This window comes from Sphingosinicella microcystinivorans (assembly GCF_027941835.1).
Classification (GTDB): Bacteria; Pseudomonadota; Alphaproteobacteria; order Sphingomonadales; family Sphingomonadaceae; genus Sphingosinicella.
Genome location: NZ_CP116005.1, coordinates 2,380,690 through 2,403,246, shown reverse-complemented (window position 1 = coordinate 2,403,246; position 22,557 = coordinate 2,380,690). Strand labels below are relative to the sequence as shown.

General features: G+C 70.1%; 24 protein-coding genes. 11 read left to right on the top strand and 13 right to left on the bottom strand.

Translation table 11 applies throughout. The annotated features are described in order from the left end of the window. Positions 1 to 87 precede the first annotated feature (87 nt). The gene (locus PE061_RS11550; RefSeq protein WP_420794397.1) at positions 88 to 1,524 is read left to right on the top strand and encodes an alanine/glycine:cation symporter family protein; all 1,437 of its coding nucleotides are present in this window, start codon (positions 88 to 90) and stop codon (positions 1,522 to 1,524) included. Next, positions 1,496 to 2,494, top strand: coding sequence for an aldo/keto reductase (locus PE061_RS11545; RefSeq protein WP_271255435.1), 999 nt, complete (start codon positions 1,496 to 1,498; stop codon positions 2,492 to 2,494). The genes PE061_RS11550 and PE061_RS11545 overlap by 29 nt, the downstream gene beginning before the upstream one ends. Here PE061_RS11545 and PE061_RS11540 read toward each other — a convergent pair. The 6 genes from PE061_RS11540 to PE061_RS11515 all read right to left on the bottom strand — a co-directional run bounded on the left by PE061_RS11540 (position 2,491) and on the right by PE061_RS11515 (position 10,470). Continuing rightward, positions 2,491 to 3,282: an SDR family oxidoreductase gene (locus tag PE061_RS11540; RefSeq protein ID WP_271255434.1), complete on the bottom strand. Its 792-nt coding sequence runs from the start codon at positions 3,280 to 3,282 to the stop codon at positions 2,491 to 2,493. The genes PE061_RS11545 and PE061_RS11540 overlap by 4 nt on opposite strands. Continuing rightward, the gene (locus PE061_RS11535) at positions 3,273 to 3,962 is read right to left on the bottom strand and encodes an NnrU family protein (protein ID WP_271255433.1); all 690 of its coding nucleotides are present in this window, start codon (positions 3,960 to 3,962) and stop codon (positions 3,273 to 3,275) included. The genes PE061_RS11540 and PE061_RS11535 overlap by 10 nt, the downstream gene beginning before the upstream one ends. Before the next feature lie 20 nt (positions 3,963 to 3,982). Then, the gene (locus PE061_RS11530) at positions 3,983 to 5,281 is read right to left on the bottom strand and encodes an amidohydrolase family protein (RefSeq protein WP_271255432.1); all 1,299 of its coding nucleotides are present in this window, start codon (positions 5,279 to 5,281) and stop codon (positions 3,983 to 3,985) included. After that, positions 5,278 to 6,699 (bottom strand): amidohydrolase, encoded by a 1,422-nt coding sequence (locus PE061_RS11525; protein ID WP_271255431.1) that lies wholly within the window; start codon positions 6,697 to 6,699, stop codon positions 5,278 to 5,280. The genes PE061_RS11530 and PE061_RS11525 overlap by 4 nt, the downstream gene beginning before the upstream one ends. Beyond that, positions 6,696 to 8,312, bottom strand: coding sequence for a peptide MFS transporter (locus PE061_RS11520; RefSeq protein ID WP_271255430.1), 1,617 nt, complete (start codon positions 8,310 to 8,312; stop codon positions 6,696 to 6,698). The genes PE061_RS11525 and PE061_RS11520 overlap by 4 nt, the downstream gene beginning before the upstream one ends. 109 nt (positions 8,313 to 8,421) lie before the next feature. Beyond that, positions 8,422 to 10,470, bottom strand: a complete 2,049-nt coding sequence (locus PE061_RS11515) for a TonB-dependent receptor (protein ID WP_271255429.1) — start codon at positions 10,468 to 10,470, stop codon at positions 8,422 to 8,424. A 128-nt stretch (positions 10,471 to 10,598) separates the two neighbouring features. Here PE061_RS11515 and PE061_RS11510 point away from each other — a divergent pair, with 128 nt between their 5' ends. From PE061_RS11510 to cysQ, 3 genes are read left to right on the top strand one after another with little or no spacing between them, the layout of a single operon-like run. Next, complete coding sequence (locus PE061_RS11510; RefSeq protein WP_271259180.1) at positions 10,599 to 11,156, top strand: nitroreductase family protein; 558 nt, start codon at positions 10,599 to 10,601, stop codon at positions 11,154 to 11,156. A gap of 49 nt (positions 11,157 to 11,205) precedes the next feature. Then, positions 11,206 to 11,553: a GntR family transcriptional regulator gene (locus tag PE061_RS11505; protein ID WP_271255428.1), complete on the top strand. Its 348-nt coding sequence runs from the start codon at positions 11,206 to 11,208 to the stop codon at positions 11,551 to 11,553. After that, positions 11,550 to 12,335, top strand: coding sequence for a 3'(2'),5'-bisphosphate nucleotidase CysQ (gene cysQ, locus PE061_RS11500; RefSeq protein WP_271255427.1), 786 nt, complete (start codon positions 11,550 to 11,552; stop codon positions 12,333 to 12,335). The genes PE061_RS11505 and cysQ overlap by 4 nt, the downstream gene beginning before the upstream one ends. Here cysQ and PE061_RS11495 read toward each other — a convergent pair. The 4 genes from PE061_RS11495 to dksA form a co-directional block, all read right to left on the bottom strand. Then, complete coding sequence (locus PE061_RS11495) at positions 12,305 to 13,969, bottom strand: hypothetical protein (protein ID WP_271255426.1); 1,665 nt, start codon at positions 13,967 to 13,969, stop codon at positions 12,305 to 12,307. The two genes, cysQ and PE061_RS11495, sit on opposite strands and share 31 nt — an antisense overlap. Before the next feature lie 3 nt (positions 13,970 to 13,972). Continuing rightward, entirely contained in the window at positions 13,973 to 15,040 is a 1,068-nt protein-coding gene (gene fliM / locus PE061_RS11490; RefSeq protein ID WP_271255425.1) for a flagellar motor switch protein FliM, read from the bottom strand. After that, positions 15,037 to 15,516, bottom strand: a complete 480-nt coding sequence (locus tag PE061_RS11485; RefSeq protein WP_271255424.1) for a flagellar basal body-associated FliL family protein — start codon at positions 15,514 to 15,516, stop codon at positions 15,037 to 15,039. The genes fliM and PE061_RS11485 overlap by 4 nt, the downstream gene beginning before the upstream one ends. A gap of 142 nt (positions 15,517 to 15,658) precedes the next feature. Beyond that, positions 15,659 to 16,024, bottom strand: coding sequence for an RNA polymerase-binding protein DksA (gene dksA, locus PE061_RS11480; RefSeq protein ID WP_271259179.1), 366 nt, complete (start codon positions 16,022 to 16,024; stop codon positions 15,659 to 15,661). A 476-nt stretch (positions 16,025 to 16,500) separates the two neighbouring features. On the opposite strand from dksA, the gene PE061_RS11475 reads away from it, so the two are divergent. The 6 genes from PE061_RS11475 (at position 16,501) to PE061_RS11450 (ending at position 20,770) form a co-directional block, all read left to right on the top strand. Further along, on the top strand, positions 16,501 to 16,701 hold the full coding sequence (locus PE061_RS11475) for a zinc-finger domain-containing protein (protein WP_271255423.1): 201 nt from the start codon (positions 16,501 to 16,503) through the stop codon (positions 16,699 to 16,701). A gap of 24 nt (positions 16,702 to 16,725) precedes the next feature. Further along, entirely contained in the window at positions 16,726 to 18,144 is a 1,419-nt protein-coding gene (tldD, locus tag PE061_RS11470; protein ID WP_271255422.1) for a metalloprotease TldD, read from the top strand. Between the two features lie 17 nt (positions 18,145 to 18,161). Next, positions 18,162 to 18,728 carry a pyridoxamine 5'-phosphate oxidase family protein gene (locus PE061_RS11465; RefSeq protein WP_271255421.1) on the top strand — a complete coding sequence of 189 codons (567 nt, stop codon included), beginning with the start codon at positions 18,162 to 18,164 and terminating at the stop codon, positions 18,726 to 18,728. Continuing rightward, the gene (locus PE061_RS11460) at positions 18,728 to 18,934 is read left to right on the top strand and encodes a DUF2007 domain-containing protein (protein WP_271255420.1); all 207 of its coding nucleotides are present in this window, start codon (positions 18,728 to 18,730) and stop codon (positions 18,932 to 18,934) included. Before PE061_RS11465 ends, PE061_RS11460 begins: the two co-directional genes overlap by 1 nt. A 172-nt stretch (positions 18,935 to 19,106) precedes the next feature. Continuing rightward, positions 19,107 to 19,445 carry a P-II family nitrogen regulator gene (locus tag PE061_RS11455; RefSeq protein ID WP_271255419.1) on the top strand — a complete coding sequence of 113 codons (339 nt, stop codon included), beginning with the start codon at positions 19,107 to 19,109 and terminating at the stop codon, positions 19,443 to 19,445. 17 nt (positions 19,446 to 19,462) lie between these two features. Further along, positions 19,463 to 20,770, top strand: a complete 1,308-nt coding sequence (locus PE061_RS11450) for an ammonium transporter (protein WP_271255418.1) — start codon at positions 19,463 to 19,465, stop codon at positions 20,768 to 20,770. Between the two features lie 59 nt (positions 20,771 to 20,829). On the opposite strand, the gene arfB is transcribed toward PE061_RS11450, so the two are convergent. The 3 genes from arfB to PE061_RS11435 are packed head-to-tail and all read right to left on the bottom strand — an operon-like array spanning position 20,830 to position 22,552. Beyond that, positions 20,830 to 21,249, bottom strand: coding sequence for an alternative ribosome rescue aminoacyl-tRNA hydrolase ArfB (gene arfB, locus PE061_RS11445; RefSeq protein WP_271255417.1), 420 nt, complete (start codon positions 21,247 to 21,249; stop codon positions 20,830 to 20,832). Continuing rightward, positions 21,246 to 22,151: a sterol desaturase family protein gene (locus PE061_RS11440; RefSeq protein WP_271255416.1), complete on the bottom strand. Its 906-nt coding sequence runs from the start codon at positions 22,149 to 22,151 to the stop codon at positions 21,246 to 21,248. Before PE061_RS11440 ends, arfB begins: the two co-directional genes overlap by 4 nt. 5 nt (positions 22,152 to 22,156) lie before the next feature. Continuing rightward, positions 22,157 to 22,552: a hypothetical protein gene (locus PE061_RS11435; protein WP_271255415.1), complete on the bottom strand. Its 396-nt coding sequence runs from the start codon at positions 22,550 to 22,552 to the stop codon at positions 22,157 to 22,159. Between the last annotated feature and the right edge of the window lie 5 nt (positions 22,553 to 22,557).

Here is a 22,557-nt window from a genome sequence, read left to right as displayed (position 1 = left end):
CAAGCCCCCGCGCGTCTTGCACGCGCGTTCATAACAGGCTCTTTATGCCTCAAAATCGTTAAAATGAAGGGCGGGCCGCACGCAATGATCGAGGCAATGGGTCGTTTTATCGACCGGCTTTCCGCCTTCGTGTTCATGAAGGTGCCGTTTTTCGGGGCGCAGATCGAGCTGGTGGTGCTCGCGCTCGGCGCGGCGATGATCTTCTTCACGCTCTGGCTCGGCCTGCCGCAATTCCGCGGCGTCGGCATCGGCTTCCAGCTCATCCGCGGCCGCCACATCGACGACAGCGCGCCCGGCAGCGTCAGCCAGTTCCAGGCGCTGTCGACGGCGCTTTCGGGCACCATCGGCCTCGGCAACATCGGCGGCGTCGCCATCGCCATCGCGCTCGGCGGGCCGGGTGCGGCGTTCTGGATGTTCGTGATCGGCTTCTTCGCGATGGCGCTGAAGGCCGCCGAGGTGACGCTGGGCCTGATGTACCGCGAGTTCACGCCCACGGGCGAGGTGCTCGGCGGGCCGATGTACACGCTGAAGAACGGCCTCGCCCGGCTCGGCCTGCCGAAGACGGGCCGGGGCCTCGGCGCGCTCTACGCCGTCTTCGCGCTCGGCGGCGCGCTGCCGCTCCTGCAGGTGAACCAGAGCTTCAGCCAGCTCACCCTCATCGCGGAAATCGACAACGGACCCGGCAACGGCCTCGTCTACGGGCTGTTCCTCACGCTCGCCGTCGGCGTCGTCATCATCGGCGGCGTCCGCTCCATCGCCAGCGTCGCCGCGCGGCTGGTGCCGCTGATGTGCCTCATCTACCTCGGCGCGGGCGTCGTCATCCTGATCACCAACGCCGGGGCCATCCCCGGCGCGCTCGAAACCATCGTGCGCACGGCCTTCGCGCCCGAGGCCGTGGCGGGCGGCGCCATCGGCAGCTTCGTCGTCGGGATGCGGCGCGCGGTGTTCTCGTGCGAGGCGGGCGTCGGCAGCGCGGTGATGGCGCACAGCGCGGCGCGGACGCATCACCCGGCATCCGAAGGCATGGTCGGGCTGATCGAGCCGCTGCTCGACACCATGATCATCTGCACGATGACCGCGCTCATCATCGTCGTCACCGGCGTCTACGACGACGGCCACGGCGACATCGCCATGACCTCCGCCGCGTTCGGCACGGTGGCGTCGTGGTTCCCCTACGTGCTCTCCGTCGCGGTGTTCCTGTTCGCCTTCTCGACGCTAATCTCGTGGGGCTACTACGGGCTTCAGGCGTGGGGCTACCTGTTCGGCCACGGCCGCGCGAGCGAGATCGCGTTCAAGCTGCTCTACTGCCTGCTGCAACCGATCGGCGCGGTGCTCTCGCCCGGCAAGGTCATCGACCTGATCGACAGCCTGTTCTTCCTGATGGTCGTGCCGAACCTGATCGGGCTTGCGCTGCTGGCCGTTCCCGTGAGACGCGAGATGAACGGCTTCCTTGCCGGCGTGAAGGCCGGCACGATCTACGGAAAGGGCATCGACGATGAAACGGCGCAACCTCGGCACGACTGACGTTTCCGCGATCGGGCTCGGCTGCATGGGCATCGCCGGGGTTTCCGGCATGGCGGCGATGTACGGCGAGGTGGACAGGGACGAAGCCGTCCGCACCATCCACCGCGCGCTCGAGATCGGCGTCGATTTCCTCGATACCGCCGAGGTCTACGGCCCCTATGCGAACGAGGAGTTCCTCGGCGAGGCCCTCAAGGGCAGGCGCGACAAGGCGTTCATCGCCACCAAGTTCGGCTTCAAAATTGTCGATGGGCGTTCGCGGGGAACGGACAGCCGCCCCGAGACCATCCGCGCCGTCTGCGAGGCGAGCCTGAAACGGCTGCAAACGGACGTGATCGACCTGTTCTACCAGCACCGCGTCGATCCCGACGTGCCGATCGAGGAGGTCGTCGGCACGATGGCGGACCTCCAGCGGCAGGGGAAGATCCGCTTCATCGGCCTGTCCGAGGCGGGCACGGCCACGCTGGAACGCGCCGCCGCGACGCACCGGATCGACGCGCTGCAATCCGAATATTCGCTGTGGGAGCGCGATGTCGAAACCGACATCCTGCCCGTGTGCCGCAGGCACGGCATCGCCTTCGTGCCCTATTCGCCGCTCGGACGCGGCTTCCTCACCGGCGACGTGAAGCGGGCGGAGGACTATCCGGAAACCGACTACCGGCGGCACGACCCGCGCTATCAGGGCGCGAACTTCGACGCCAACATGGAGCTGGTCGCAGCAGTGAAGCGCATCGCCGACGCGCACGGCGCCACGCCCGCGCAGGTCGCACTCGCATGGCTGCTCGCGCAGGGGCCGGACATCATCCCGATCCCCGGCACGAAGAAGGTGAAGCGGCTGGAGGAGAACGCCGCCGCCGCCGATCTGGCGCTGACCGCGGCGGACGTCGCGGCGCTGAACGCCGCCGCGCCGGTGGGCGGCACGGCGGGCGAGCGCTACGGTAGCCCGGCGATGCTCGCGATGGTGCGCCGCTAGCGCTTCGGCGCCATCGCTGCGACGCGCCGGAAAACATAGCGCGGCGCGAGGCGCTTCAGCCACAGCGCCTGCATCTCGAGACCCCTGCCGACGGGAATCTCGGGCTTTTCGGCGCGCAGGCCGGCGAGGATCTCGTCCGCCGCTTCGGCAGCGCTGATGCCGTGGCCGGTCGGGTCGTCCTTCGGGCCGTAGCGGTTGCCGTGGCCGTCGAGCGCGTTCTCCGCGATATTCGTCTGCACGAAGCCGGGCGTGACCACCGTGACGCCGATGCCGTGCTGGGCGACTTCGGCGCGCAGCGCGTCCGAATAGCCGACGAGCGCGTGCTTGGCGGCGCAGTAGCCGGTCCGCATCGGCGCGCCGATCTTGCCCGCGACGCTGGCGATCTGGACGAAATGCCCCTGCCCGCGCGCCACCATCTTCGGCAGCACGAACTGGGTGAGCCGGAGCGGCGCGAAGAAATCGACCTCCATGATCTGCCGGTAGACGCCGAAATCCGTGTCGAGCGCCATCGAGCGCTGCGAGATACCGGCGTTGTTGACGAGGATGTCGATGGCGCCGCGCCACGCCCACGCCCGGTCGACGATGCCCGGCAGCGCCGCGTAGTCGGTCGTCTCGAACGGCAGTACGAGCCGTTCGCCTTCGAGCCGCCGCGCAATGTCGGCGAGCGCGGTCTCGCGCCGCCCCGAGAGGATGACGTTCGCGCCGGACGCCGCGAAGGCCTCGGCGAGCGCCGCGCCGATGCCCGACGACGCGCCCGTGATCCAGACGGTCTTGCCGGTCAGCTCCACGGCACCGCCCCCGTCGCTTTGCCGATGACGAGCGGGTGCGCCATGACGAGGACGACATAGAGCGCGAGGCCGATGGCGACGGGCAGCACGCCGGGCCACGCGCGGGACCAGCCGAGCCGTCCCGAAAGCTGCGCGCCGAGCGGCCAGTAGCTGGTGCTTCCCGCATAGGCCGCCCACGCCGCGCCGAGCTGGGCGGCTTTCTTGCCGTCCTGCAACCGCGCGCCGACGAGCGCGAGGATGCCGATGCCGCCCGCGAGGATCAGCGTTTCGAGCCGCCCGGTCGCGGCGACGTGCACCACGGCCCAGAGCCCGAACGCCCACATCATCGGATGCCGGGTGATACCCATCACGCCCTTCGGCGCGGTGCCTTTCGCAAGGAGCCTCCCCGCCTCCACCATCGCCGGATTGGGCGCGAGGAACGAACCGACGAACAGGATGCAGGCGATCAGCATCAAGAGGCCGCCGACTTGCAGCACCCAGAGCGGCGGCACCCAGAGCTGCTGGGTCGGCGCGGCGCGGTAGGCGAGCACCGCCCAGATCAGCGTCGCGGCCGCCACCAGCGAATAGAGGCCGAGGAAGCCCTTCTCGCCGAGCCTTGCGACGAGCGGCGCTCGGAGCGGGTGGGACAGGATGAAATGGGTAAGCACAAACAACGCGACGGCGATTGCAAGCCCGGCCATTTCACGGCCCTCCCCTTCTCCTAGCGGCTGTACTGTTTGGGCATCGTATCCTGTTTCAGCGGATTGTAGCGGTCGCGCAACTTCGTCTGCCGCGATTCGAGCGGCGTCGCACGGCCGTCGATGAACAGCGCGGTCGGCGCGGAGGCGAGTTCGATCGGATCGCCCGACCAGACGACGACATCGGCGCGCTTGCCCGGCTCCAGCGTGCCGAGTTCGCCGCCGAGCCCGAAGATCTCGGCCGGGTTGCGCGTGAGCGCCGCGAGCGCCTCGGCATGGCTGACCTGAACGCCGCCCGGAATCCGGCCCTGCGCGACGAGGTTGCCCGCCTGCTGCGGAATGAGGCGCACCTGATGGTTGAGATCGCGGCCGATCGGCACGATCGCGACCTTCACGCCCGCGCGGATCATGCGCCCGACGTTCGACTGCGTCGCGGCGAGCGCCTCAAAGCTTTCGGGGAGGTTCGGCGCGACCGACGCCAGCACCGGCACGCCCGCCGCCGCGATCCTGTCCGCCACCGTCCAGCCTTCCGCCGCGCCCGCGAGGATCAGGCGCAGGCGCGGATAGGTCTTTTTAAGCGCGAGCACATTCACGATGTCGCTGGCGCGGTTGACGCTGACGACCGCCGGAACCTCGCCGCCGACGACCTTCGCGAGCGCGGCGGCATCGGCCCTCTTGAGGAGCGAGCCGCGGTCGCGGCCGAAGCCGTAGCCCGCCGGGTTGCGCGCGTAGGCCGCGGCCTCGGCGAACGCATCGGCAAGCCGCGCGAACAAGGCGCCGCGCGAGCCGCCCGCGAGGCGCGCACCGTCCTCGCCCATCACGATGTACTGGAACGCCTGCGGCCGCGTGACCGGCGCGCCGTCGCCGAGCGAGAGCACGAGGCCCTGCCCGCCGAAGATGTCGTTTCCCGCCTCCGGCATCACGGCGGCGCGCGTCACGCCCTCGATGCGCGTCACGGCGATGGCGGTGGTAAGCGGATTGACGGCGGGCACGATGTCGATCGCCGCCGCGTAGGGCGCCGCCGAGGCGCGGGTGTCGTTGGTGCCCGACACCGCGTCGACCTCGACGATGCCCACGCGCGAATAGCCCGCGAACAGCCCCGGCGTCACCCAGCCGCCCGCCGCGTCGACGACGCGCGCGTCCGCCGGAACGGCCACGTTCGCGCCGACAGCGGCGATGCGCCCGTCGCGGATGAGGACGGTGCCGTTCTCGATCGGCTCGGCGCGGGCGACGGTCGCGACCTTGCCGTTCACGATGGCGACGGTTTCCGCCGCGGCGGGATACGCGAGCGTCAGTGCGATGAGGGAGAGAAGCCGCTTCATTTCGGGTCTCCTTCGCCGGGCTGGCCGAGCTCGAAGTCGCTCACCGGCCGCAGCCGCGACAGCGCATCGAACATCAGCGCGCCGTCGATCCAGACCTTCTCGGCCTTCGCATAGACGGAGAGCGGATCGTCGTTCCACAGCACGACGTCGGCGCGCTTGCCGGGGGCGAGGCTGCCGATCTCCTTATCGAGTCCGATCGCCTTCGCGGCGTTGATGCCGATCCACGTCCACGCTTCCTCGGGCTTGATGTCGAGGCCCGCGCGGTTGCCGTCGGCGAGCGCCTTGGCGGTTTCCTGGTTGAGCCGCTGGATGCCGAGATCGTCGTCCGAGTGCGTGATCGCGCAGCCGCCCGCCGCGTGGACGAAGGGCAGGTTCTCGCGGATGCCGTCGTAGGCTTCCATCTTGAAGCCCCACCAGTCCGCCCACATGGCGGCGCAGGTGCCGTTCGCCTTCAAAAGGTCGGCGATCTTGTAGGCTTCGACGGCGTGGTGGAAGGTCGTGACCTTGTAGCCGAACTCCTTCGCCATATCGAGCACGAGCGCCATCTCGTCGGCGCGGTAGCAGTGGTTCTGCACGAGAATCTCGCCGTCGAGCACGCCGCGCAGCGTGTCCATCGCGAGGTCGCGCGCGGGCACGTCCTTCATGCCCGCCGTGCCGGCCTTCACCTTGCCCTCGTACTCGTCCCACTTGCGGTCGTATTCCTGCGCCTTCGCCCATGTCGCGCGGTCGACGGCGATGTTGCCCATGCGGCTGCCCGGCTTCTGGTTGCGGCTGCCGTAGACGCGCTTCGGGTTCTCGCCGCACGCCATCTTGAGCGTGTAGGGGGCGCCGGGGAACTTCATCTCCTGCACGGTGCGGCCCGGCACGTTGCGCAAGGAGACGCCGCGCCCGCCGAACAGGTTCGCCGAACCGGGCAGGATATGCAGCGTCGTGATGCCGCCTGCGAGCGCGCGGCTGAAACCGGGGTCCTGCGGCCAGACGCCGTGCTCGGCCCACACGTCCGCCGTGTTGGCGCCGGTCATCTCGTTGCCGTCCTGATGCGCGTCCACCGAGGGCGTCGGATAGTTGCCGAGATGGCTGTGCACGTCGATGACGCCCGGCGTCACCCACTTGCCGGTGCCGTCGACGACCGTCACGCCCTCCGGCGCGGACACGGTCTGCCCGATGGCGGCGACCTTGCCGTCGACCAGCAGCACCTCGCCGCCGACGATCTTGCCGCCCGCGCCGTCGTAGATGTCGGCGCCGCGGATCAGCGTGGGCGCCGAGGCATAGGGCTTGTAGGTCGACGGGAACGGGTTCCTGTTGATCGTCGGCAGATCGCGCGACGGCTTGGCGGCCGCCGACTTCGGGGCTTCCTGCTGGCCTGCGCAGGCGGAAAGCAGCGCGGCCGATACGAGTGCAAGGCCGAGGCGCTTCACGGGCGCGTCTCCGCCGCCGTATTCACCCCTGCCGCCTGCGGCTCGCCGATCTCGCCTGCGCCCGCGAGCGCGCCGTCGTCCTTCAGCGTGTCGAGGTGCATGAGCCGCCTGATGAGCGGCGAGATGACGAGCACGCCGACACCGACGGCAACCGCCACCCAGCCGACGTTCGAATAGACGCCGAGCACGACCTCCTTCGCCGCGCCCGCGCCGCCGCCGTGATCGGCCCCGGTCGCCGCCGCGATCAGGCCCGCCGCGAAATTGCCTGCGGCCGAGGCGAAGAACCACGTGCCCATGATCAGGCTCGCCATGTGCGCGGGCGCGAGCCGGTTCATCGCGCTGAGCCCCACCGGCGACAGGCAAAGCTCGCCGGTGGTGTGCAGCAGGTAGATGAGGAAGATGTAGATGACCGGCGTCGGCACGTCCGCGCCCGCCGCGGCGGCGCCGGCGACGAGAACGAAGAAGCCCGCACCGAGCTGGATGAGGCCGAGGCCGAACTTCGCAGGCGCCGACGGCTCGATGCCGCGCCGCCCGAGCCCGATCCAGAGCGCGGCGAACAGCGGCGCGAGCAGCACGATGTAGATGGCGTTCAGCGACTGGAAAATCGCCGCGCGCACCTCGATCCCGAAAATCTCTCGGTCCACGTGGCGGTCCGTGAACAGGTTGAGCGACGAGCCCGCCTGCTCGAACAGCGACCAGAACAGGATCGAGCCGAGGATGAGGAACATCGCCGCGAAGATCCGGTCGCGATCCTCGTGCGAGAGCTTCGCGACCGCCGTGTAGAGCACATAGGCAACGAGGATGGCGCCGGAGATGCCGAGCAGCGTGCCGACGAGCGCCTGGTACTGGATCATCAGCCAGACGAGGCCGACCGTCACGAACGACAGCGCATAGAGCAGCCATTCGAACGAAATGCCGCCGACACGCGCGGCCAGCTTCTCGGGCGCGGGCGATTCGCCGCGTCCCATCAGATAGGGCTTGCCCCACACGAACACGGCGAGGCCGAGCAACATGCCGAACCCGGCCGCGCCGAAGCCGTAGCTCCAGCCATGGGTCTGGCCGAGATAGCCCGCGATGATCGCGCCGAGCGCCGCGCCGAGGTTGATGCCCATGTAGAAGATCGTATAGGCGCCGTCCCGCCGCACGTCGGTGCGAGGATAGAGCTGCCCGACGATCACCGAGATGTTGGCCTTGAGGAACCCCGAGCCGACGACGATGAAGGCGAGCGCCAGCCAGAAGACGTTGAGCGCCGTGCTGTCCTGCCCGCCGTCGCCTTCCACCGCCATCAGCAGGTGGCCGAAGCTCAGCAGCACCGCGCCGAACAGCACCGCCTTGCGCTGGCCGAGCCAGCGGTCGGCGAGATAGCCGCCGATGACGGGCGTGATGTACACGAGCGCCGTGTAGGCGCCGTAGATCACCGAGGCCTTCTGGTCCGAGAACATCCAGTGCTGGACGAGGTAGAAGATGAGCAGCGCCCGCATCCCGTAGTAGGAGAAGCGCTCCCACATCTCGGCGAAGAACAGCACGAAAAGACCCTTGGGGTGCCCGAGGATCGTGCCCATCGAATCGGTTGCTGGAAGGGCGCCGGCGGCGGCCCCCGTCGGTTGAGTCATGGATACCGGACCCTCTTCCCTTTCGCGAACGGCTTCGATCAGGCCGCGCCGCTCTCCCGTGGCGCGAGACTAGCCGCGCGCCCCGCGCATTGAAAGAATGTTTCGGCGCCTAGCGGCCGGGCCGCCAGCGCACGCCGACCCAGAAGGTCCGCGGCTGGCCGCGATCGACGATGCCGTCGCTGGTGCGCCCGGCCTCGACGTTCGCGTCCGCGAGATTCTCGGCCGCGACGCGCAGCGACAGGCCGCGCCCGAGCGGCGCCTCAGCGAAGGCGTCGAGCGTCAGTGCGTCGTCGAGCCGGAGCGTCTGGAGATCGTCCTCGTAGCGCGCGCCGTCGTAGCGCGCGGCCGCGCCCGCGCTCCAGCCGCCCGAGCGCCAGCTCGCCGATGCGCTCGCCTGGTGCTTCGGCGTCTGCGCCGGGCGCATCCCGTCGAGCGCCACGGATGCGCCGCTCGCCTCCACCGTCGCATCGGTGAACGCGTAGGAGAGCCCGAGCGACCAGCGGCCGAGATCGAGGCCCGCATTGGCCTCGACGCCCCACGCCTCGATCGCGTCGAGGTTGAGCCGCTGCCGGTAGGCGCCCGCCACGAAGCCGACGCCGGGGAACGTGCCCGGCCCCTGCGCCAGCGTGACGTTGCCGATGGCGTTCCGCGCGCGGTTGTAGAAGGCCGTGACCGAGACATGCGCGGTGCTGAGCGGGCGGTAGTCGAAGCCCGCCTCGATGCCGCGCAGCCGCTCCGGCTTCAGCGCAGCATTTGCGGCGGTCGCGTCCGCGCCGACGCGGAACGGCCGGTAAAGCTCGTTCAGCGTCGGCACGCGGAAGCCGAGATAGGAAGCGGCGCGCAGCGTCAGCGCCGGGGTCGCGGCGAGCGCGAGCCCGAGCCGGGCGCTCGGCTCCGTGCCCGAGCGCTTCGCGAAATCCGTGTCGGTCAGCACGCCGCCCGTCATCTGGCGCTCGTCGAGGTGCCCGTTCGTCAGCGACCAGCGGTCGACGCGGACACCGCCCGTCAGCAGCAGCGCCTCCGTCAGCCGCCAGTCGTCCTCGACGAAAACGCCGTAGACATTGCTGTCGCCGCCCGCCTCGCGGATGCGCGTGTAGACGTTGGCGACCGGCGTGTAGAACTCCTTCGTCTCTCCGGTCGCGCCGCGCCAGTCCGCGCCGAGGCGCAGGGCATGAGCGCCGAGCGTCGGGCGAAGCTCGACCTTCGCGCCGTAGCCGGTTGCCGGAACCGAATACTGGTCGAGCGTCGGGAAGGCGGCGCTGCGGTCCGCCTCGACGCGCGCGAAGCGCGAGGAGAAGTCGCGCGTCTGGAGGTAGGCGACGGCCTCCCACGGCAGCGCCCCCCGCGACACCAGCCGCACGCTCGCATCGGCGCCGCTGTTCGCCGAATCGACGATGTCCACGCCGCGCACGCGGTCGTCCGCGAACGCCGCGCCGCGCACCTGGAGCTCGGTCTCGTCGCCCACGGGCACGACGAAGCGCACCGCGCCGCCGTATTGCTCGTAGGAGGCCGGAATATCGACGGCGCCGCGCTGCGACCGCCTGACGAGATGAAAGCCGTCGCCGCGGTCATAGCCGGCATCGACCGACACGAAGCCCCGGCCGAGCGGCACGGTCACGCCCGCGGAAGCGGCGATCGAATCGCGGCTGCCGTAGTCGATGCCGATCACGGGCGCGCGGTCCCGCCCCGCACTCGCCAGCTCGATCACGCCGGTGAGCGCGCCCGCGCCGAACGCACCTGCGCCGCCGCCGGTGGTGATGCGCACCGACGACAGGCTTTCCGGCCGGATCGCGGGCCACGGGATCCATCCCGCGAACGGATCGGCCACCGGCACGCCGTCGAGCAGCACCAGCGCCCGGCTCGACGCATTGCCGCCGATGCCGCGAAGCTGCGCGCCCTGGCTCGTCGGGTTCGCCGAGCGGCTGTCCGTGCGGCGGAACATCTGGAAGCCGGAGGCCGCCTCCAGCGCCGTCTCCAGCCCGCCGGGCACGTCCCGCAGCGCAGCGCCGTCGATGACCTGCACCGAATAGGCCCGCGTCCCCGGCGGCTGCTCGAGCGCATGGCCGGTGACGACGATCGTCTCCTCGGCCGCCGCGGGATGCGCGAGGGCCACCGGAGCGAGCACGGGGGCGAGCAAAAGGCAAAAACGATACCGCACAGTCGCGACCTGCTTTCTTTTCCGGAGGCGCTTCTGCTAGCGAGCGGACTCCCGCACCGCAACGGCCTATCGGCGAATCGCAAGAAGGCAAACCATCTGTGACCGCGTTCAACGACCGCACCACCCCCATGTCCCTGCTTCTCACGCGCCGCTCCGGCAAGGCGCGCGATATGGTCGCACCGGGCCCGGACGCGGCGCAGCTCCGGCGCATCCTCACCGCCGCCGCGCGCGTGCCCGACCACGGCAAGCTGGCGCCGTGGCGCTTCGTGGTGGTGCCGGAGGGCGAACGCGCCGCGCTCGCCGAGGCGTTCGATGCGATCTATGTGGCCGAGAAGCCGGAGGCGGGCCGCCTCGAGCGCGAAGCCATCCGCGAGTTCGCGCGGCAGGCGCCCGCGCTGGTCGTCGTCCTCCACCGCCCCGCGCCCGAATCGCACATCCCGCTCGCCGAGCAGACGGCGTCGGCGGCAGCCGCGGCCATGACGCTCGCGCACGCCGCGCACGCCGAGGGCTTCGTGTCGTGCTGGCTGACCGGCTGGGCGGCCTATTCGGAGGGCGTGACGCAGCTGCTCGGCGAAGCGGGCGACCGCATCGTCGGCTTCCTGTTCCTCGGCACGCCGGGGAAGCCGGTGGAAGAACGCCCGCGCCCGGACCTCGACGACGTGGTGAGCGTCTGGCGCAGCGCATAGCCGCACCGTAAGCCTTGACCGTACTACTGTCTTATGGTTTTATGACACTATGTGGCAGACGACGCGCCCGATCTATATCCAGATTCGCGACCTGATCGCGGCCGCCATCATCGACGGCGACTACGGCGTCGGGGATTCGCTGCCCTCGGTGCGGGCGCTCGCCGCCGAGCAGCAGGTCAATCCGCTCACCGTCTCCAAGGCCTATCAGGAGCTGCAATCCGCCGGGCTCGTCTCTGCGCGGCGCGGGCTCGGGCTGTTCGTGGAGCCGGGCGCGCGCGAACGGCTGATCGCCGACGAACGCAAGCAGTTCCTGACGCGCGAGTGGCCGGGCATCCGCCGCCACATCGACCGCCTCGGCTTGAAACCCGCGGAACTCTTCGATACCGCGGATGCGTGACACGCCGCTTTCTTGACGCGCTGCTCCCGGTGATCCGGGACGCGGCAACCCTCATCGAACAGATCCGCGAAACCGGCGCGGCCTCGCGCACCAAGGCCGACCGCTCGCCCGTCACCGAGGCCGACGAGCGCGCCGAGGCGCTGATCGTCGCCGCGCTCCAGAGCATCGACCCGGGGACGCAGATCGTCGGCGAGGAAGCCTGCGAGGCCGGCGGCAAGCCCGCCGCCGCCGAGCGCTTCTGGCTCATCGACCCGCTCGACGGCACCAAGAGCTTCCTCGACGGCGGCGCCGACTATTCGGTGAACATCGGCCTCGTCGTGAACGGCAGCCCCGTGCTCGGCATGGTGATGGCGCCGCGCACCGGCACGATCTGGGCGGGCATCGTCGGCGAGGGCGCGTGGCGGTTCGACGGGGACAGGAAGACGGCGATCCGTTGCCGGCCGCTTCCAGCGCGGCCCGTCGTCGTCACCAGCCGCTCGCACAACGACAACCGCACGCTGGCCTATGTGGCGGGGATTCCGGGCGCGGACGTGAAGCCGAGCGGCTCCTCGCTCAAGTTCTGCATGATCGCCGAGGGCGAGGCGGACGTCTATCCGCGCTTCGGCCCGACATCGGAGTGGGACACCGCCGCGGCGCACGCCGTGCTGCTCGCCGCGGGCGGCGCAATGGTCGACGAGCACGGCACGCCGTTCCGCTACGGCAAGGACGACTATTTGAACGGGCCGTTCCTCGCGTGGGGCGACCCCGCCGCCTACGCCGCGCTGCCGTCGATCACCGGATAGCCGGACGCCGTCTCCGCTGCGGCGGCAAGCACGCGGCGGCGCGTGAGCGGATCGAGCCGCGCGGCATTCACGATCGCTTCGAACGCGCGGCCCGCCTGCCCGCGCATCGCCGTGCCATAGCGCGCATCGAGGCCGCGAAGCCGGTCTTTGTCGCCCTGCCGGGCGGCCGCGACGGCGACGCGCAGGATCATGCCCTCGTCCGCAGTGCGCGCCTCGCGCTCCGGCAGCAGGGGTTCGAGACCGTCGATCACCGCAGGCCAGTCCTGAAGCGTCCACGCCGCTTCGGCGCGCAGGATGTCGGCGCGGCGGCCTTCGATCCCCGCCAGCAGGGTGCGGGCCTCCGACGCACCGCCGGTCCGGATGCGCGCGGCGGCCTCCGCCTGACGGCGGCGCAGGTCGAGATCGGCGGGCAGCGCGGCGCGCGCGTCGGCGAGCACGGCGAGCGCGCGGCGCGGCTTGCCGCTCGCCACGAGCAGTTCGGCGAGCCGCACCGCGACGCTCGCCCGCGCCGTGCCTTCGAGCCGGTTGGCGACCTGATGGCCGAGCAATTGCGCCGCCTCGGCGATCATGCCCGCACCGGCGAGGCGTTCGGCAAGGCGGCGGATCATGGCATCGGCTTCGGGGCCTTGCGGGGCGTAGTCCGGGAAATCGCGGAACAGGGCGAAGGCCTGCGCGGGCGGCAGTGCGGCGCCGTCCTCCGCGAAGGCGGCAGCGAACCGCCGGGCAAGCGTTTGCCTGAGCGCGGGCGCATCGACCGGGAAGCCCTCCGCGACCGCGCTCCACGCCGCGAAGGCGCCGGGCACGTCGCCCGATGCGTCCCTGAGATCGCCGAGCGCCATCAGCAAGTCCCGCTCCGCCGCGCCGCCGCGCCAGCGGTTGCCGAGCCGCTCGAGACGGCCGAGCGCGGCTTTCGCGCCGAGACGGCCCGCAGCGACCTCGATCCGGGTGGCGGCAACCTCGGCCCGCAGCGCCGCGATGGGATTTGCGCCCCCCGCCGCGCGCCGGAAATGCGCCAGCGCCGCCTCGGGCGCGCTGCCGCGCAGCGTGACGCCCCGCCAGTATTCGGCCTCGCCCTGCTGGAGCGGGGACAGCCCCTCCATCCCGCGAAGCAGCGCCGCCGCGGCATCCGTGTCGCCCGCCTCCGCATAGGTGCGGACGGCGGCCATCAGGTAGGGAACCCGTGCCGCAGCAGGCATCGCCGCAAGCGCGGGCGCAGCGCAGCGGTGGGCGTCGGCGACCGCCGCGTGACGCCGCAGCCGCGCCGCCGCGGCGAGGCGGAGAAGGCAGGCGGCGGGCGCTTCGGCGAGCGCCGGCGTCTCCAGCTGCGCGAGCGCCTTTTCCGGTTCCCCGATCGCCGTGAGGACCTCGGCGCGCAGCAGCCGGAATTCGGGTGTTTCCGCGCGGCCCGGCGAATCGGCGCCGAGCACGCCGAGCACGCCGTCCGCCTCGGCGTAGAGACCGGCGGCGACGTAGTCCCGCGCCAGCCGCCAGCGCCACTCAGGCCGCTCGGCCTCCGACGCGACGCTGAGCGCCCGGAGCGCGGCGCGAACGTCCGGCGCATCGCCCGAAACGGGCGCCGGGGCCGCCAGCGCGAGCGCGGCGAGCAACAATGATCGTTTGGAGAAAAGGCGCACCGCCTAGTCCTCGCCGCGCGGGCGGAACGTCTTTCCCGGCTGCCGTTCCGTCTCGCGGTCGGTCAGCCGCACCGCCACGCGATTGCCGCAGCGGCCCATGCGTCCGTGCCCGACGGTGCGCCCGCCGCAGCGCAGCGTGACCGGATGCGTCTCGCGCGTGCCGAACAGGATGGTCTGGCCGGGCTTGAACGTCATCACGTCGGCGAGCGTCATCTGCTGCTCGCCGAGCACGGCTTCCACGTCGACGCGGGTGCGGTGAAGCTCCGACGCGAGATGCCGCTCCCAGATCGAGTCGCGGCCGAACTTCTCGCCCATGAAGCGCTGCAGCAGCAGCTCGCGGACCGGCTCCAGCGTCGCATAGGGAATGACGAGGTCGAGGAGACCGCCGCGCTCGTCGATCTCGACGCGGAAGCGCGCGTTGACGGCGGCGTTCGTCGGCCGCGCGATCCCGGCGAAGCGCGGGTTGGTCTCGATCCGGTCGAGCGCGAACGTGACGGGCGACAGCGGCTCGAACGCCGCGCCGAGGTCGTTCAGCACCGCGCCCACCATGCGCGTGACGAGCTTCGTCTCGATCGCGGTGAAGCCCCGCCCGCCGATGTGCGCCGGGGGCACGCCGCGTCGTCCGCCGAGCAGCACGTCGACGATGGTGAAGGCAAGCTCGGGGCGGACGACGAGCAGCGCGAAATTGTCCCATTCCTGCGCGCGCGCCACGCCGATCAGCGACGGCAGCGGCATGTCGTTCAGGAACCGGCCGAAGCGGACGGAGGCGACCGCCTCGACGGAAATCTCGATGTTGTCGGAGGTGAGGCTGCGGAGGCTCGCCGTCATCAGCCGGACGAGGCGGTCGAACACCACGTCGAGCATCGGCAGCCGCTCGCTGGAGACGAGACCGGCGTTGATGATGGCGTCGATGCCGGTCTGCTCGGAGGCCGGGATGCCGCGCTTCGTCTCGCGCGCGGGCGCGCCCTGCGGCGCGGCGCGCTGCATCTGCTCGCGCACCACCGCCCACTCCGCCTCGATGTCGTCGCGGAGCCACGCCTCGGGATCGAACTTCATGCTGCGGCTGGTCATTGCTGGATCAGCTCCTGCACCAGCACGTCGCTCGCCCGCCCGGCACCCGCGCGGTTGATCCGCACCATCAGCTCTTCCTTGATGCGGTACGTGCCGGAGGCGCCGCCGAGGTCCTGCGGGCGCAGCTCGCGCAGGAACGACTGGAAGCCGTCGATCACCGCCGGAAGCCGCGCCGATATGGCGGCGGCGTCCTCGCGGCTTGCCGCCTCGATCACCACGCGCACCTTGAGATAGCGGCGCTCGCCGCCCTTGGCGCGGAGGTTCACCGTCATCGCCGGGACCTCGACATAGTGCGGCACCGCGGGCGTCAGCACGCCCGGCGCGGCCGCCCACCGGAGACCGTAGAGCGCGGCGGCGAGGGCGACGGCGATCAGCGCGGCCGTGACGATGCGCCGGCCGCTCCACCACTTCCGCGGCAGCGCAGCCTCCAGCGCGGCCAGGTCTTCCGGCCCTATGGCTTCATTGATCGGCGTCATCGGCCCCGCCAGTTTGCAACCCGGACGGCAAACTAGCGCCTGCGTAGTTAACGAGGCGTTGCGGATCAGGACGCCCGTTCACCCGGACGCGCGCGGATTTCCGTGACTTTCGCGTAACGATGCACCCGGCGGCACGGCCGCGCTATTCGTCGCGCGTGATCTTCTCGTTCCGTTCGTGGCGTTCCTGCGCCTCGACCGTCATCGTGGCGATCGGGCGCGCGTCGAGGCGCTTCAGCGAGATCGGCTCGCCGGTCACTTCGCAAAAGCCGTATTCGCCCGCCTCGATGCGGCGCAGCGCCGCGTCGATCTTGTTGATGAGCTTGCGCTGCCGGTCCCGCGCGCGCAGTTCGATCGACCAGTCGGTCTCGCTCGATGCGCGGTCGGTGGCGTCCGCCTCCTGCAAGGGCTCCTTCTGGAGCTGGGCGAGCGTCTCCTTCGCCTCGCGGTGGATGTCGTCCTTCCAGTCGAGAAGCTTCTTGCGGAAATACGCGAGTTGCAGCGGGTTCATGAAAGGCTCGTCCTCGCTGGGCACATAGCCTGTCGGCAATTCGATGCCGTTCCACGCCGCTGTCGTCTGGTTCTGGTCGTCGTCGGCCAGGACGGTAATCCCTTCAACCGTATCAATCATTCAACGCAACTCCTGCCCCGACCGTTCCGGCCCGCGAGCTGGTGAGGCGCGCGCGAAACGACCGCTCCCGGCGCGGCCTATACCGCCCGCACCTGCACGCGGCAAGCGGCTAGATAGGCATTGCGCAACTTCGTTCAATGAGCGCGGCTCTTAACGCTTTGCTAACCGTTCCGGCGCCATCGTCGCGGCCATGCTCATGGTTCCCGTCTCCCGCCGCCCGGCGCTGCTGCTTCGCGTGCTGAAGACCGCGCTGATCGCCGCGATCGCGCTCGGCCCGGTGATCGCCGGGCACTTTGCCTGAGCCGGGCCCCGAGCGGACTTGAGGCCGCGGAAAACCGGTGCTAAGCGCTCGGCCCATGAACGCCACCGCCCAGAAAGACCCGTTCGTCCCCGAAGTCCGCTACGTCGACACGACGCGCGTGTCGTGTGACGGCGACGAGGGACCGCTCGGCCATCCCCGCGTCTACATGGAGATGGAGGGCGGCTACGTCGACTGCGGCTACTGCGACCGGCGCTTCATCCTTTCGGGCGGACCCGCCGACACGCGTGACAAATAAGGGCGGAACGCCCATATCGGGCGCATGACCGACCCGACCCGCCTGTTCTATTCAGAGCTCGACCCGGCCCGCGCCGAGCGCGTCGTCGCCGACGTTCTCGCCGGCACCGACGACGGCGAGCTCTACATGCAGCACACCGTCGCCGAGAGCTTCAGCTTCGACGACGGCCGCATGAAATCTGCGAGCTTCGACACGACGCAGGGCTTCGGCCTGCGCGGCGTTTCGGGCGAGACCACCGCCTTCGCACACGCCAATGAGATCAGCGAGGCGGCGATCCGGCGCGCGGGCGAGACGGTGGCGCTGGTGCGCGGCGGGCACGGCGGCACGCTCGCCGCGCCGCCCGCGCGCACCAACCGCAAGCTCTACGTGGACGACGATCCGATCAGCGCCATCCCCTTCGCGCGCAAGGTCGAGCTGCTCCAGAAGATCGACGCCGCCGCGCGCGCCCGCGACCCGCGCGTCGTTCAGGTGTCCGCCTCGCTCACCGCGAGCTGGTCCGCCATCGAGATCCTGCGCGGCGACGGCTTCCGCGCCTCCGACATCCGCCCGCTGGTGCGCCTCAACGTCCAGATCGTCGCCGAGAAGGACGGGCGGCGGGAGACCGGCTATCACGGCATCGGCGGCCGCTACCTCTACGACCGGCTGTTCGAGGCGGCGACGTGGGAGCGCGCCATCGACGTGGCGCTCGCGCAGGCGCTGGTGAACCTCGACGCCGTCGCCGCGCCCGCGGGCGAGATGACCGTGGTGCTCGGCCCCGGCTGGCCCGGCGTGCTGCTGCACGAGGCGGTCGGCCACGGCCTCGAAGGCGATTTCAACCGCAAGGGCGCCTCGACCTTCTCCGGCAGGCTCGGCGAGCGCGTCGCGTCGCCCGGCGTGACGATCGTGGACGACGGCAGCCTCGAGAACCGGCGCGGCTCGCTCACCATCGACGACGAGGGCACGCCCACGGGCCGCACCGTGCTGATCGAGGACGGCATCCTCAAGGGCTACATGCAGGACCGGCTGAACGCCCGGCTGATGGGCGTCGCCCCCACCGGCAACGGCCGCCGCGAGAACTTCGCGCACGCGCCAATGCCGCGCATGACGAACACGTTCATGCTGGCGGGCAGGGACGACCCCGGCGAGATCCTCTCCCGCGCGAAGTCCGGCATCTACGCCAGGAGCTTCGGCGGCGGGCAGGTGGACATCACCAACGGCAAGTTCGTGTTCTCCTGCACGGAGGCCTACCGGATCGAGAACGGCAGGCTCGGCGCGCCCATCAAGGGCGCGACGCTGATCGGATCGGGGCCGGAGGCGATGCAGAAGGTCGTCGCCATCGGCAGCGACCTCGAACTCGACGAGGGCGTCGGCATCTGCGGCAAGGGCGGACAGTCCGTGCCCGCGGGCGTCGGCCAGCCCACGCTGATGCTGGAAGGGCTGACGGTGGGCGGCACCGCCGCCTGAGACGGGAGAGCAGGCGCATGGCGGACTTCTTCGACGAGCTGACCGACGAGCATATCGCGTTCATCACCCGCCAGCCCGTGTTCTTCGTCGCCACCGCCGCGGCCGGCGCGCGCATCAACCTCAGCCCCAAGGGCTACGATTCGTTCCGCGTGCTCGGACGCAAGCGCGTCGCCTATCTCGATCTCGGCGGATCGGGCAACGAGACGCACGCGCATTTGTCCGCGGACGGGCGCATCACGCTGATGTTCTGCGCGTTCGACAATCCCGCGCTCATCTTCCGCATCTATGGGCACGGCAGGCCCGTGCTGCCGCAGGACGAGGCTTGGGATGCGCTCGCGGCGCACTTCACGATCCTGCCCGGCACGCGGCAGATCTTCGACATCGCCTTGGACAGCACGCAAACGAGCTGCGGCTGGGGCGTACCGCACATGACGCTGGAGCGCGAACGCCAGACGCTGGTGAAATACCATCGGCAGGCCGGAACGGACCCCTCGGCGTGGGTGAAGCGCCGCGCCGACCGCACGCGGAGCATCGACGGCCTGCCGATCCGCGTCACCGACCGCTACGTGAGCGAGGACGCCTGATGCCGCTCGCGATGGTCCGCGAATATTCGGGCCGCATCGACGCCGATGTGGCCCGTCTCGCGCTCGAGGCGGAGGGCATTCCGGCCGTACTGTTCGACGCGGGCATGTCCAGCCTCGGGCTGGGGCCGATCACGTCGGCACGGCTGATGGTGGACGAGAGCGACCTCGCCCGCGCGCGGCAGATCCTCGACGGGACCGGCGCTTAAACTTTCGTCAATATTCACGCCTAGAATCTAGGCACACCCCCTTCATCGCCTGATTTTTAATCACGCTTTGCCCGAAACGGCGCGAGAGTCGCCTGTTTTGCTGCGGTGCAGCAGTTGGCACGCATCATGCAGAACGCCTCCCCGGCACAACCACACAGGAGGGGGCAAAGGCATGAAGCTGATCATCGCTATCATCAAGCCGTTCAAGCTCGACCCCGTGCGGGAGGCCCTGAGCGACATCGGCGTGCAGGGGCTGACCGTGACGGAGGTGAAAGGTTACGGGCGCCAGAAGGGGCACACGGAGGTGTACCGCGGCGCCGAGTACAGTGTGAACATGGTCCCGAAATTGAAGCTCGAGATCGTCGTCGCCGACGACCTTGCTCCGCGTGTCGTTGAAACCATCTCCGCCGCCGCCGCGACCGGAAGCATCGGCGACGGCAAGATCTTCACGCTCGATGTCGGCGGCGCCGTGCGCATCCGCACCGGCGAGACCAACAGAACCGCTCTTTAGAAGACTGGGGGTAAGGAATGAAACCAACTCTTGGATGGGCAGGACGCGCGCTGGCTTTCGGCGCCCCCCTGCTGTTTTCACTGCCGGCCTTCGCGCAGGACGCGGAACCGGTCCTCGACACCGGCGACACCGCCTGGATGATCGTCGCCACCGTTCTCGTCATGGCCATGATCGTTCCCGGCCTCGCGCTGTTCTACGGCGGCCTCGTGCGCACCAAGAACATGCTGTCGGTGCTCACCCAGGTCACGGCGGTCGCGAGCCTCGCGATGCTCATGTGGGTGATCTTCGGCTACTCGATGGCCTTCGGTGACGGCGGCGGCGCCTTCATGGCCAGCTTCAACAAGGCGTTCATGGCCGGGATCACGTCGGACTCGCTGTCCGGGACCATCCCGGAATTCGTGTTCGTCGCCTTCCAGATGACCTTCTCGGCGATCACCGCCGCGCTCGTCATCGGCGGCATTGTCGAACGCGCCAAGTTCAGCGCCGTCCTGATCTTCGTGGCCCTGTGGCTGCCGCTGGTCTACTACCCGCTCGCGCACATGGTCTGGGCGGAAGGCGGCCTGATCTTCGAATGGGGTGCGCTTGACTTCGCGGGCGGCACGGTCGTGCACATCAACGCCGGCGTCTCGGCGCTGGTCGGCGCGATCATCCTCGGCAAGCGCATCGGCTACCAGAAGGAGATCATGGCCCCGCACTCGCTGACCATGACCCTGATCGGCACGGGCCTGCTGTGGGTGGGCTGGTTCGGCTTCAACGCCGGCTCGGCGCTCGGCGCCAGCGGCGGCGCGGGCCTCGCGCTCATCAACACCTTCGTCGCCACCGCTGCCGCCATCCTGTTCTGGATGCTCACCGAGAAGGTGCTCGGCCACAAGCCGTCGCTGCTCGGCGCGTGCTCCGGCGCGATCGCGGGTCTCGTTGCGATCACCCCGGCGGCAGGCAACTCGGGCCCGATGGGCGCGATCCTGCTCGGCGTCGTGGCGGGCGTGCTGTGCTGCATCTTCGTGATGACCATCAAGCCGAAGCTCGGCATCGACGAATCGCTGGACGCCTTCGGCATCCACGCGGTCGGCGGCATCATCGGCTCGATCCTGACGGCCGTCACCATGCTCCCCGCCCTCGGCGGACCGGGCGGTGACGACTACGTGTTCGGTGCCCAGCTCATCATCCAGGTCCAGGCGGTCGTGGTCGCCATCATCTGGGTAACGGTGGGTTCGGCGATCGCCTTCACCGTGGCCAAGCTCGTCACCGGCCTGCGCGTCTCCGAGGAAGTGGAGCGCGAGGGTCTCGACCTCGGCGAACACGGCGAACGCGCCTACAACTACTGAGTTCAGTACCTGCGTAAAATCCCGGGGCGGCGTGGGCGACCACGCTGCCCCTCTCCTTTTCAGATGTCCGCGGGTTTGCGGCGCAGCGCCTTCACCTTGCCGCGCCCGGTCTTGGCGTCGGTGCGGCGCGCCTTCGCGGCCCTGCTCGGCTTCGTCTTAACGCGCGGCGTCGGCGGCACGGCGGCTTCGGAGAGCAGCGCCACCAGCCGCGCCTCGGCGTCCTCGCGGTTCATCTCCTGCGTGCGGAAGCGCTCGGCGCGCAGCACGATGACACCCTCCGCCGTCAGCCGCCGTCCGGCGAGCCGCGCGGCGCGGCGCTTCACCGCCTCGGGCAGCGACGGCGAGCCGGCGAGATCGAAGCGAAGCTCGACCGCCGTCGAGACCTTGTTGACGTTCTGCCCGCCCGGCCCGCTCGCGCGGATGAAGCTGAGCGCGATCTCGCCCGCGTCGATGGCGAGCCCGCGCCCGATGGAGATCATTCGGCGGGCTCCGCCGCGAGCCGCGCCTGCCGCTCCTCCCAGCGCGCCCTGATCGTCTCGGACGTGTCGCGGCTGCCGTCGTGGCTCCAGCCCGGCGGCTTCGCGACGTAGTTCCAGCGCGCCGTCCACGTGGGCGCGTGCCACACGTCCTTCGCGATGCCGACCCATTCGTGGAACGCCGTCCACAGCACGTTGAAGCTGCCGAGGTTCTTGACGATGCCGTAGCGGCACGGCTCGTCGTTGCGTTCCGGCTCGAACGTGCCGAAGAGCTTGTCCCAGATGATGAACATGCCCGCGTAGTTCTTGTCGAGGTAGCGCGGGTTCGTCGCGTGGTGGACGCGGTGGTGCGAGGGCGTGTTCATCACCGCCTCGAACCAGCGCGGCATCCGGCCCACCACCTCGGTGTGGATCCAGAACTGGTAGACGAGGTTGATGGCGGACGCGAAGAACACCATCGCCGGGTCGAACACGAGGAACAGCGGCATCCGGAAGATGAACGACAGCGCGATGAACCCGGTCCACGTCTGCCGCAGCGCGGTCGAGAGGTTATAGTGCTGGCTCGAATGGTGGATGACGTGGCCCGCCCAGAACCAGCGCACGCGGTGCGCGCTCCGGTGGAACACGTAGTAGGCGAGATCGTCGCCGAGGATGCAGAGCGCGAACACCCACCAGTGCCAGCCGAGGTCGAGAATCGCGAACCGGTGCAGCCCGTAAGCGGCCGCCACGACGGCGCCGCCGGTGATGAGCCCGGCGATCGTGCTGCCGAAGCCCATGACGAGCGACGTGGCGGTGTCGCGCCATTCGTATTCGCCGCGTCCGCCGAAGCGGACCCAGAGCACTTCCGCCGCCATCAGCAGGATGAACGCGGGAATGGCGAGGGCGACGGGATCGGGCAGTTGCATGGGCGTTATCCGGCAGCGGCCCGCAACCGCGCGGCAAGCGTTTCCGCCGCCGCCGCGCCGATCCGCAGGCGAACCGCGCCGAACATGGGATCGCCGCTGTCCACGATCAAGTCGGCGTTTTCGACAGTCGCGCGCACCGGCGGGGCGAGGCCGCGCACCGTCCACTGCGCGCCGTGCGGCTTGATGAGCGCGAACCGCCCGTCCCGCCCCGAAACCAGCGCGCCGCCGCCGCCCGGATCGAGCGCGACCTCGCCCGCCTCGAACCCGGCGATGGCGCCCGCCGCGAGAGTCGCCGCCGTGCCGGTATCGAGGCCCGCCGCAGGACGCCGCACGCCGAGCCAGCGCGCCAGCACCACCACGAGCGCTATGCCGCCGACCGAGACCAGCGTCTGGACGAGCATGTCCG